The 10,859-nt window shown below is 64.8% G+C and carries 8 protein-coding genes and 1 pseudogene; 8 read left to right on the top strand and 1 reads right to left on the bottom strand.

Annotated elements, in window-relative coordinates:
- Positions 1 to 126: 126 nt before the first annotated feature.
- A pseudogene (locus ACRDTL_RS20920) lies at positions 127 to 888 on the bottom strand (SDR family NAD(P)-dependent oxidoreductase); the annotation flags it as partial.
- A gap of 121 nt (positions 889 to 1,009) precedes the next feature.
- On the opposite strand from ACRDTL_RS20920, the gene ACRDTL_RS20915 reads away from it, so the two are divergent.
- The 8 genes from ACRDTL_RS20915 (at position 1,010) to ACRDTL_RS20880 (ending at position 10,695) form a co-directional block, all read left to right on the top strand.
- Positions 1,010 to 2,647 carry a nitric oxide reductase activation protein NorD gene (locus ACRDTL_RS20915; RefSeq protein ID WP_431508611.1) on the top strand — a complete coding sequence of 546 codons (1,638 nt, stop codon included), beginning with the start codon at positions 1,010 to 1,012 and terminating at the stop codon, positions 2,645 to 2,647.
- 26 nt (positions 2,648 to 2,673) lie between these two features.
- Complete coding sequence (locus tag ACRDTL_RS20910) at positions 2,674 to 3,489, top strand: CbbQ/NirQ/NorQ/GpvN family protein (protein WP_431508609.1); 816 nt, start codon at positions 2,674 to 2,676, stop codon at positions 3,487 to 3,489.
- 89 nt (positions 3,490 to 3,578) lie between these two features.
- On the top strand, positions 3,579 to 4,691 hold the full coding sequence (locus ACRDTL_RS20905) for an ABC transporter substrate-binding protein (RefSeq protein ID WP_431508608.1): 1,113 nt from the start codon (positions 3,579 to 3,581) through the stop codon (positions 4,689 to 4,691).
- A 4-nt stretch (positions 4,692 to 4,695) separates the two neighbouring features.
- Positions 4,696 to 5,823, top strand: a complete 1,128-nt coding sequence (locus tag ACRDTL_RS20900; RefSeq protein WP_431508607.1) for a spirocyclase AveC family protein — start codon at positions 4,696 to 4,698, stop codon at positions 5,821 to 5,823.
- Positions 5,816 to 6,715 carry an SDR family NAD(P)-dependent oxidoreductase gene (locus tag ACRDTL_RS20895; protein ID WP_431508606.1) on the top strand — a complete coding sequence of 300 codons (900 nt, stop codon included), beginning with the start codon at positions 5,816 to 5,818 and terminating at the stop codon, positions 6,713 to 6,715. The genes ACRDTL_RS20900 and ACRDTL_RS20895 overlap by 8 nt, the downstream gene beginning before the upstream one ends.
- A 28-nt stretch (positions 6,716 to 6,743) precedes the next feature.
- Positions 6,744 to 8,192 carry an aldehyde dehydrogenase family protein gene (locus ACRDTL_RS20890; RefSeq protein WP_431508610.1) on the top strand — a complete coding sequence of 483 codons (1,449 nt, stop codon included), beginning with the start codon at positions 6,744 to 6,746 and terminating at the stop codon, positions 8,190 to 8,192.
- A 21-nt stretch (positions 8,193 to 8,213) separates the two neighbouring features.
- Positions 8,214 to 9,425, top strand: coding sequence for a cytochrome P450 (locus ACRDTL_RS20885; RefSeq protein WP_431508605.1), 1,212 nt, complete (start codon positions 8,214 to 8,216; stop codon positions 9,423 to 9,425).
- A gap of 178 nt (positions 9,426 to 9,603) precedes the next feature.
- On the top strand, positions 9,604 to 10,695 hold the full coding sequence (locus ACRDTL_RS20880) for a phosphotransferase family protein (RefSeq protein WP_431508604.1): 1,092 nt from the start codon (positions 9,604 to 9,606) through the stop codon (positions 10,693 to 10,695).
- Positions 10,696 to 10,859: the final 164 nt, after the last annotated feature.

Below are 10,859 nucleotides of genomic sequence, written 5' to 3'. Positions count from 1 at the left end.
GCCAAAATCCGGCTCATCAACGCCCGCGGCTACGGACACCACTCAGCCCAAACACTGACCTCGATGATCTACCTATGCCTCGGCGGCCTACACCCCAAACTCCCCACACAAACCTGAGGAGCCGCATACCCGTGCGAACCGGCCGGCGCATGCCGAGTAATTGCGATGGGTGAAACCGCAGGCCCGGCTGGCGAGATAGACGACGATCGGTACGACGAGTTCGGGCTGAATCACTTTCAGAAAGCCGGTTTCCTCAAGCGCTTTCGGGTCTCCGACCGTTTCGGTGACCATGCGCGAGAAGCCAAAGGGGAGCACGGTATTGGCGAGGATACCGTGCTCGGTGCCCTCGATCGCGATGACGTTCGCCAGGCCGACCAGGCCGGCTTTGGCGGCGGCGTAATGGGCTTCCTGCGGCTGTCCGAACATTCCCCCGGAAGACGAGATGAACACGAACCGCCCGTAGCCCTGCGATCTCATCACCCGATACGCAGGTTGGCTCAAGTAGAAACCGCCGTCCAGGTGCACCCGCAGCATGCGGCGCCAGTCTTCGACGGACAGTTCCTCGAACGGAGCGCTGGTGAAGATGCCGGCATTGCTGATCACCGCGTCGAGGCGACCGAACCGCTCGACCGCCAAAGCAACGATCGTCTGTCCGCCCTCGGGATTGTCCACCGAAGCGTGCGATGCCACCGCGACACCGCCGGCGCGCGCGATCTCTTCGACGACCAAGTCGGCCACTGTTGTGTCCACGCCGTCGCCGTGCATCGATCCACCGAGGTCGTTGACCACCACCGAGGCGCCGCGGCGGGCCAGCTCGATCGCATAGCGGCGACCCAGTCCGCGGCCCGCTCCGGTGACGACGACGACTTGGCCGGTGAAATCGATCATCCTCGGCACCACCTCACCTGATTGACTGCGGCCAATGCGGACTCTAGGGTGGAACAGATATTTGGTCAACAACTGGCGGGTGAGGGAGTCATTGGCAGACCACCACAACCCAACCGATGCCATGCAGCGCTGGAGCATGCTGGCGTCTGCGCTCTCCGGGCGCAATCTCCACGTTGCGGCCGGAGCCCCCGGCGAGGCGGCGTGGACCGATGCAAAAACGATATTCGTCGACGGCAACTGCGGTCCGCGCCGCCAGCTCGAAGCGGTAGCCGTACAAGCGTGCCTCCTGGCGGCGGGCAGCCTCGAGCAGGGCATCGCGCGCCGTCTCGGCAGCCGTGACACGCTGGCGGCCCGCTACCTCGCGATAGAGGGACACCGGGCACTCGCGGCCAACGAGGAGCTGTTGCCACCGACATTGTGTTCGCTTATTGACCGCGATGCAGCGGGCTGCACCGATTCGCCCGCCACGTCGCTGGATCTCGCGCGTAGCCGCGCCGTCGTCGGCGAACCCCCGGCAGCGTTCGGAGCAATTCACGCACGAAAGTTACTGGCTGCCGCGACGTCTGGCGGCGCATCGAAAACAACCAGCCAAGGCACACCGCGCTATCGGCACAGACCCGTGGTCGACCTCGAGGACGACAACGACGTCGTGGATATCTTCTCGAGTCCGGTCGGCGGTGGGGGTGCCCTGGGCCGGTGGTTCACGAAGATGTTGGGCGTGGTGCGCCGGCTCGACGGAAACGGCCCGCCCGGTGCGGACGCGCCCACGAACCGGACGCGGTCGGGCACCCGGGGCGGCGGCAATGTCGTGGTGTCCAGCCAGGTTCCCGGCTCCGAGGACGGCGATGCCGCTGCTGCCTGGACAGCGAAGTACCACGAGTGGGACGTTCATCGCCGGTGTTATCGGCTGAATTGGTGCACAGTGCACGAAGTAGCACCGCGACCGGGCGACGCCGCTCGGCTGCGCTTGTCCGACGGGTACGGATTGCGGCGACCGCTCGCGCGACTCGGGGTGGGCCTCGACCGCTACCACCGGCAGGCGCAGGGCGACGACGTCGATATCGACGCGGCGGTGGAGGCGCGGGTGGAGACAATCGCCGGGTCGGCGCCCGACGAGGCAGTCTACCTCGACAGCCTGCGGCGGCGGCGCGATCTTTCGGTCTTGATCCTGCTCGACATCTCGGGTTCGGTGGCCGAGCCAGGGACGATCGGTGCGACGGTGCACGAGCAACAACGGGCGACAGCGGCCGCTCTGACTACAGCTCTGCGTGATCTGGGAGATCGCGTGGCGCTCTACGCGTTTCACTCGCAAGGTCGATCCGCCGTGCATCTGCTGCCCGTGAAGCAATTCGATGACGACTTCGATGCCCTGGCGATGCGGCGTCTTTGCGGCCTGACGCCCGGCGCTTACTCACGACTGGGCGCCGCGATCCGGCATGGCGCCGCGGTATTGGAGCATCGGGGCGGTACGCCGCGGCGGTTGCTCCTCGTGTTGTCCGACGGGTTGGCCTACGACCACGGTTACGAGCGCGACTACGGCGCGGCCGATGCCCGCCGGGCGCTGGCCGAGGCTCGTCGCCTGGGCAACGGTTGCCTGTGCCTGACCATCGGCGCCGCCACCGATGTCGATGAGCTGCGGCGGGTGTTCGGCAGCGCCGCGCATGCGACCATTCCGCGGCCTGACCAACTGGGCCGGGTGATCGGTCCACTTTTCCGCTCGGCGCTTGGCTCGGCCGACGTACGGCGACGCGTTGCGTGACGAATTCGGGGAGGCTATCGGACAACATGGCGACTGTGACGCACGGCCCGCGTCCGTATTACGTGCCGGTCGGCAACGAAGAGCACGTCTTCAAAGCGGCGTTCCGGCAAGGACTGTCGGTGGTGCTCAAAGGCCCCACCGGCTGTGGCAAGACGCGCTTCGTTGAGGCGATGGCCTACGACCTGGAGCGGCCGCTGATCACGGTGGCCTGTCACGACGACTTGACCACGGCCGATCTGGTGGGCCGGTTTCTGTTGCGCGGTGGCGAAACCGAGTGGGTCGACGGGCCGCTGACGCGGGCGGTTCGCGAGGGTGCGATCTGCTACCTCGACGAGGTGGTGGAGGCCCGCCAGGACACCACCGTTGTGCTCCATCCGTTGGCCGATCACCGCCGCCAACTCCCGATTGAGCGGCTGGGGCTGACCCTCGATGCGGCACCTGGCTTCTGTCTGGTGGTCTCCTATAACCCCGGATACCAAAGCGTATTGAAGGATCTCAAGGATTCGACGCGCCAACGCATGGTCGCCATCGAGTTCGGGTTTCCGACGTCCGACGTCGAGGAGAAAATCGTTGCCTGCGAGGCCGGCGTCGACCACCAGACCGCGGCCGAGCTGGTGCGATTCGGGCGGGCGATTCGACGCCTCGATACCGCGGGGTTGCGGGAGGTGGCGTCGACGCGGGTGCTGATCGCCGCCGGACGGCTGATCGCGGAGGGACTGAGCCCACGCGAGGCCGCTCGCGCAGCTATCGTCGGGCCGCTCACCGACGACGCCGTCGTGATCGGCGGACTTGACGAGATGATCAACGCATACCTGTCCGACCAAGCCCGACACGATGATTGACGGTGGGGCAGTCTGCGCGCTAGTGTCTGAACAAATTTTAGGTCACATAGCCGGAGCGACGACCATGACGTTGCGGTAGCGGAGGTGAGATGTCCTACGAGAGCACCGCGGAGCCGATCAAGATCGGCTACCTGATGGACTTTCGGCTGCCGGAGGGCTACCCGCAGGAGATGCGGGACGACCTGGCCCGGCCATTCGACTTGGTCTTCGCCGACGGCTTAGCGCAGGGGATCATCGACCGGCCGGTGGAAATTTTGTATCGGGAGGTGGAGGGCCTGCCGAAGGGCTCGGTCAAGGCGGTGATCGACGCGTACGGAGAACTTGTCGACGAGGGCTGTCTTGTCGTGTTCGGTCCGCACATCACCGAGAACGCCGTGCCGATGCGTGAGGCGGTCGAGGAGCACTTTCGTGTTCCGGCGATCAACGTATGCGGCAGCGACGACTGGTTAGGCGAGTGGACCTTCGCGTTTCCCCAGGGTTCGATGACCGATGAACCGATCTTTTGGGCGGACCTGCTGGCCAAAGCTAACCATAGCGAGGTCGGCGTCCTGGTCGAGCAGTCGCTGGTCGGCGAGAGTTACCTGAAGAACTTTCGAAACGCGGCCCGCCGCAAGGGTATCCGTATCGTGGCGGAAGCGCCGATTGCGCAAACCGCTCAGGACATCAATGAGGCTGTGCGCACCCTCTACGAGGCCAAGGCGCAGGCAGTCGTGCACTGCGGTTTTGGCTTCGGAATTGTGTTTGTCAACCCCGCATTGGATGCTTTGGGCTGGGACCCGCCGCGGTTCACCTGCACGGCCTTCCAAAATGCATGGATCAATCCCGTGCTGTGGAACGCATTCCTGGGCTGGACGGGCGTCGACCAGTACGACGAGCACAACACTGTCGGCCAACAATTCCTGGACCGATACGAGGAGGTCTACGGACGGCGCCCCCAATATTGCGTGCCGGTGGTGAACCGCGACGTTGCCACCACGCTGCTCCGCGCATTCATCGACGCCCATCCGTTGAGCCCGCGCGGTGTCAAGGAAGCATTGGAACGAGTCAAGATGCTGCCCGCAGCAGCCGGCGCACCCGGCACCCGGGTGTCGTTCGGTAAGTGGACCCGTCGGGCTTGGATGGGCGCCGGCTATCTGGTGGCCCGCAAGCTCGACCCCGACGGCGTCAATTCCCATCTCGTCGACCGCTTCGGCGAGGAATGAACCGATGACTACTGAACAGAGAACACCATCCACCACCAGCCCGACTACCGAACCGAAGAGGAGTTCCGGTTGGGCCGTAATCTGGATATTCGTCGCCATCGCGATGCTTGCCGTCATCGCGTACTACGCGCGCAGAGGCGCTGTCTCCGAACGGATTCGGAATCCCAACGTTACCGGTGCCCCTCGACCGGTGGAACCGCTGTTCGGCTACCACCATTGGCTGGACCTGTTCCAGGTTTTCACGATCATCTCGATGTCCATCATCATCGCGGTCTATGTGGTGGCCTGGCGCAAATATCCGGCTCACCCCGTCCTGCTGATGGGGATCGTCACGACGCTGATCGTCTGGCAGGACCCCATCATGAACTGGTCGCCATACGCGGTCTACAACCCGCAGCTGTGGCACTGGCCCGAAGACTGGCCGCTGGTGTCGCTGTCACCGACGGTGGAGCCGTTCCTGGTCATCGGGTACATCATGTTCTATCTGGGTCCGTACTTTCCGGCGATCTGGATCCTGCGCAAGATCCAGGTCCGCCGGCCCGTTGACTCGTTCGTCTGGCGCCACCCGCTGATCAGCCTGGCGGCGATCATCTTGCCCGTAGGGATCGTCATCGACGCGATGCTCGAGGTTACGCTGGTGCGCACCGGCTTTTACATCTACTCGCAAGTCATTCCGTTCGGGTCGGTCTTCGCCGGCCAGACATACCAGTTCCCGTTCATCTGGGAAACCGTGATGGTGACCTTTGTGATGATCCCGGCGGGTGTGCTGCTCTACCGCGACGACACCGGTCGCACGGTGGCCGAGAAGCTGGCCCGGCGGGTACGAATCTTCGCCGGGCGCCCGACGCTCGGGATGTTCGTGGTGATGTTCGTGCTTATCAATCTCGCCTACTTCGGCTATGGCACCGGATTCGCGATCGTCAAATGGACCCGGGCCGCGACTTCGGTTGCTTGTCCGTGGCCTTATCCCGAAGCCAAGGTGTATGACCCGCAGGGTTTCTACGAACGCAGCGGGCAGCAGGGGCCGTACTCGGTGGGCATCTGGTCAACGTGGATGAGCGCCCAGCCGCACGGACGCCCGGACGTGCAGCTTCCCGCTGACGGAGGGCGGTGCGCGCCCGGCCATGAGTGAGCCACCCAGCGTCGTGATCACCGGCGCGTCCCGCGGGCTAGGCCTCGCCTCGGCGGTGCACATGTACACACATGGCTGGCGTATGGTGGCAGCCATGCGCTCACCCGAATCCGGCTTGCAAACGTTGCGGTCGAAGATTGGTGCCGGAGTTGATGATTCGCGATTGATCGCCGTACCGTTGGATCTTACCGACGCCGCCTCGGTTACGGCCGCGGCCAAGGCGATCGAGGAGGCCGTCGGAGCGCCGTATGCGCTGGTGCACAACGCGGGAATCTCCGCTGCCGGGATGCTGGAAGAGACGCCGCTGGACGTCTGGGAGCGGATGTTCGCAACCGGCGTTTTCGGGCCGGTGCTGCTCACCAAGGCGTTGTTGCCGTCAATGCGGACCGCGGGGCGAGGGCGAATCGTCGTCATCTCGAGTCAGGGTGGCGTGCGGGGTATGCCGGCGATCCCGGCGTACTCCGCGGTCAAGGGCGCACTGGAACGTTGGGCCGAATCGTTGGCCGGCGAGGTGGCGCCGTTCGGACTGGGCGTCACCATTTTGGTGGCGGGCACCTTCGACACCGACATCATCACCGACACCGGGACGTCGGATCATCGCGACTTCAGCGGGCCGTACGCCGCGCTGCACAGCAAGATCGACCGGCGGGGCCGCGCCGCGATGCGGCTTGCGCGCCCACCGGAACGGTTCGCCCGAGGGCTCGCCAAGGCATTGGAGGACCGCGCTCCGTTTGCCCGGCATGCCGTCGGTATCGACGCCCGCATGTTGCTGGTTGCCAACCGGCTGCTTTCCAGTAAGGCTCTCCATAGGGTGACCCGTCTCGCGATGGGCATCCCGCGTCCCGGCGCTCTGCGGAGCACCCCATCTAGAGAGAGCGACAAACATGGCTGACTCTGCGAAGGTCCACTTCGAGCCGAAGATGATGATCGACGGCAAGCTCGTCGACGGCCAGGCAGGCACCTTCACCAATATCAATCCGGCAACCGAGGAAACGATCGGCGAGGTCGCCGACGCCTCGAAGGACGATATGCACCGGGCCATCGACGCCGCTCGGCGGGCCTTCGACGAGACCGACTGGTCGACCAACCACAAGTTGCGCCAGCGCTGCCTGTTGCAGCTGCACGAGGCGATAGACGCCGAGCGCGAAGAGCTGCGCGAGGAGCTCATCCTCGAAGTCGGCACCCCCCGGGCCATCACCTTCGGCCCCCAGCTCGACGCCCCGCTGGAAGACGGGCTGCGCTATCCCGCCAAGTTGATCGACGAGTACCCGTGGGACACCGACCTGGGCGACAAGATGATCAGCCTCACCGGCGCGCTGACCACCCGCAAGGTCTGGCGGGAACCGGTGGGGGTGGTCGGCGCGATCGTGCCGTGGAACTTCCCGTTCGAGGTCACTATCAACAAGATCGGCCAGGCGTTGGGCACCGGCAATACCGTGGTTCTCAAGCCGGCGCCCGACACGCCGTTCAATGCGACCCGCCTGGGCCGGCTAATCGCCGAAAAGACGGATATCCCACCGGGTGTGGTCAACGTCGTCACCGCGTCGGATCATCTGATCGGCGAGGAGCTGACCGTGTCGCCGAAAGTTGACCTGATCTCGTTCACCGGCTCGACCGTGGTAGGGAAACGAATCATGGAGAAAGGCGCGACGACGATGAAGCGGCTGTTTCTCGAGCTCGGCGGCAAGTCGGCCACCATCGTTTTGGAGGACGCCGATTTCGGGATGGCCTGCGCGATCGGCATCGCGCCGTGCCTGCACGCCGGGCAGGGCTGCGCAAACCCGACCCGGATGCTGCTGCCGCGGTCGCGCTACGACGAGGGTGTCGCCATCCTCAAGAGCATCTACGAGAATGTCATGCCGGGTGACCCCCAAGATCCCGGGACCTTGTGCGGCCCGGTGATCTCGGACAAGCAGCGCAAGCGCGTGCTGGGATACATCGGCAAGGGCGTCGAGGAGGGTGCGACGGCACTGGTCGGCGGCCCCGACGCGCCTACCGGCTTCGACAAGGGATTCTTCGTCAGGCCAACGCTTTTCGTCGACGTCGACAACTCGATGACGATTGCCCAGGAGGAGATCTTCGGCCCCGTGCTGGCCGTCATCGGATTCGACGACGAAGAGGACGCGATCCGCATCGCCAACGACAGCCCGTACGGGTTGGCCGGCAACGTCATGTCGGGTTCTCTGGAGCATTCGCTGGCGGTGGCCCGCCGGCTGCGAGCCGGGTTCGTCGGCGTCAACGGCGGCGCTCCGTACGGCGCTGACACGCCATTTGGCGGATACAAGGCCAGCGGAGTCGGCCGCCAAAACGGCGTGGCCGGGTTCGACCAATACACCGAGATCAAGTCCGTGGGGTATCCCGCCGGCTAACCGGTCAAAGGAAGGACGCGAATGCAGCTGTTTGATGATCTCGAGGACTTCGGGTCCTTCGACGACGTTGTCTCAGGTGACGTCCGCGACCCCTATACCGAGATGGCCCGATTGCGGCGCGAGGAACCCGTGCAGCGCATCGACATGTCGGGCATGCCGCATGAGGAGTCCAAACCCGTCTTCATGGTCTATCGCCATGAAGAGGTTCAGCAGATGCTGCGCGACAACGAAACGTTCTCGTCGGCGATCATCATCGATGCGTTCGGCGATGTGCTCGGTCGCCACGTCATGCTCGGGATGGATGAGCCAGAACATGGTCGCCACCGGTCGCTGGTCGCAAAGGCGTTCTCCCAAAAGGCGATGGCGCGCTGGGAGGACGAACTGATCGGCAAGGTGGGCAACGAGCTGATCGACCAGTTCGCCGTCCGCGGCCGCGCCGATCTGGTGAAAGAGTTCACTTTCCCATATCCGACCCAGATCATCGCCGGCCTGCTGGGTCTACCGCGCGAGGACTATCCGCAGTTTCAGCGCTGGTCGATCTCACTGCTGAGTTTCACCATCAACCCCGAACGCGGTCGCGCCGCCGCTGCGGCGTTGCAGGAGTATTTCACCCCGATTCTCGCGGCGCGGCGCGAAGAACCCCGTGATGATCTGATCAGCGGCCTCGCCCAAGCCGAGATCGACGGTGAGAAGCTGTCTGACGAGGAGATATTCTCGTTCTTGCGGTTGCTGCTGCCCGCCGGAGTCGAAACCACGTACCGCTCGCTGGGAAACATGTTGTTCGGGTTGCTATCCGGCACCGATCAACTGGACGCGGTCCGCGCCGACCGTTCGCTGCTGCCGCAGGCGATCGAGGAGGCGGTGCGGTGGGAGCCACCGCTGCTGACGATCACCCGCGTGGCGACCCGCGACACCGAACTGGCCGGCGTGCCCATCCCGGCAGGCTCCTCGGTCATGCCGATGCTGGGTGCCGCCAATCGACAAGAGGACCGGTACCCGGATCCGGATCGTTTCGACATCTTCCGTTCCGCGCGCGCTCATATCGGCTTCGGTCACGGGGTGCACGTCTGCCTGGGAATGCACTTGGCCCGGCTGGAGATGCGGGTGGCGCTCAACCTGCTCTTCGACCGGCTGCCGAACCTGCGGCTCGATCCCGACGGCGACGATCCGCACATCCGCGGACAGGTCTTCCGCTCGCCGACGTCTCTTCCGGTGCTGTTCGATGCCTCCTGATGCGCCGAGATTGCCGTGAGGGCTGTGATTTTGGCCGCCCCGATCGCGACCATAGCGGCAATTTCGCGGCGAAGTCGATTCGTAGCGAGTCATGAGGCACAGGAGGCGGTGTTCCTTGCTGCAAACGATGCCGTATGCCTTACGGTTGTCGAGTCAGTCGGATCTGGGTGTCCGACAAATGCTGATCCTGGGAGACACGAACGTGCCGATTCCGCGATACCCGGCCGACGTCACGCGCGATTGGCTCTCGGCGGTACTCAGCGATCGGGGCTCCCCGGTCAAGATTTCCGAGGTCGACGTCACGGCCATCGGCACCGGGCAGACCGGGGCGACATACCGGGTGTCGGCCGGCTACGCGGCCAATCCGGATGGCTTTCCGGATACCTTCGTGATCAAACTGCCGGCGCAGGACGACGCTGTGCGCGACCGGGTCACAATCGGCTACCGCAGCGAATGCGCGTTCTATGCCACCGTGGCCGACCGGGTCCGGGTGCCGGTACCGCGGTGCTTCTACTGCGCGATCACCGAGGACGCAATGGACTACGCCCTGCTGCTCGCCGATCAGGCACCCGCGGTGCAGGGCGACCAACTCGCCGGCTGCTGTGAGCAGGAGGCGCGGCTCGCCGTCACGGCGTTAACGGGCCTGCACGGGCCCAGTTGGTGCGATCCGGTCTGGCTGGATTTTCCGGGCATTGCGTTTGCCCGGCCCGACCAAGCGTCGGCCAACGGTCTCGGCGAGGTCGCGCGGATGAGCGCGGATATCGTGCTGGACAAACTCGGCGACCGAATGACCGCCACCGATCGGGAAACCTTCACCACTACAATGGGTTTGGTGACGCCCTGGCTGCTCGCCGAGCAGGACCGGTTCGCCCTGCTGCATGGCGACTACCGCCTGGACAACATGCTGTTTGATCCCGACGCCACGACTGTCACCGTGGTCGATTGGCAGACCCTCGGTGTGGGGCTGCCGGCCCGCGATCTCGCCTACTTCACCGCCACCAGCCTCCAGCCGGAACTACGCTCAGCTCTCGAGCGGGACTTGGTCGATGCGTATCACCGGACACTCTCCGGCTACGGCGTCGCCGGTTACGATCGCGAAACCTGTTGGAGCGACTATCGACTCGGCATGCCGCAGGCGCTGCTGATCTCGGCACTGGGGTTCGCGTTCGCCACCGCCACCGACCGCGGCGACGATATGGTGCTGACCATGCTTGCGCGCGGCTGCCAGGCGATTCGCGACCTCGGCACGCTGGATCTGATCGGCGAGTAATTCGTTTATCGGGAGCGTGCGCAATCCCGGGAATTTGCCCGGGGCATTGTCAAGTAGTCATTGCAACATATGGCCAGTTGTGGTGTGGGCTGGGCAAACCCCGGTTTGGATTGAGCGCCGTGCGCCTGGGCGGGCAGGGGCTGTGCGCCTGCCTGTGCCGCTGC

This window comes from Mycobacterium sp. (genome assembly GCF_050700595.1).
Lineage (GTDB): Bacteria > Actinomycetota > Actinomycetes > Mycobacteriales > Mycobacteriaceae > Mycobacterium.
Note: the sequence above shows the minus strand (reverse complement) of the source record. Positions and strands in the feature narration are given on the sequence as shown.

What these genes read in the sequence shown, in the direction of transcription:
- ACRDTL_RS20880 (WP_431508604.1), top strand. Translation starts at nt 9,604, where the DNA reads ATGCTGATCCTGGGAGACACGAACGTGCCGATTCCGCGATACCCGGCC.
- ACRDTL_RS20905 (WP_431508608.1), top strand. Translation starts at nt 3,579, where the DNA reads ATGTCCTACGAGAGCACCGCGGAGCCGATCAAGATCGGCTACCTGATG.
- ACRDTL_RS20915 (WP_431508611.1), top strand. Translation starts at nt 1,010, where the DNA reads ATGCAGCGCTGGAGCATGCTGGCGTCTGCGCTCTCCGGGCGCAATCTC.
- ACRDTL_RS20895 (WP_431508606.1), top strand. Translation starts at nt 5,816, where the DNA reads ATGAGTGAGCCACCCAGCGTCGTGATCACCGGCGCGTCCCGCGGGCTA.
- ACRDTL_RS20890 (WP_431508610.1), top strand. Translation starts at nt 6,744, where the DNA reads ATGATGATCGACGGCAAGCTCGTCGACGGCCAGGCAGGCACCTTCACC.
- ACRDTL_RS20885 (WP_431508605.1), top strand. Translation starts at nt 8,214, where the DNA reads ATGCAGCTGTTTGATGATCTCGAGGACTTCGGGTCCTTCGACGACGTT.
- ACRDTL_RS20910 (WP_431508609.1), top strand. Translation starts at nt 2,674, where the DNA reads ATGGCGACTGTGACGCACGGCCCGCGTCCGTATTACGTGCCGGTCGGC.
- ACRDTL_RS20900 (WP_431508607.1), top strand. Translation starts at nt 4,696, where the DNA reads ATGACTACTGAACAGAGAACACCATCCACCACCAGCCCGACTACCGAA.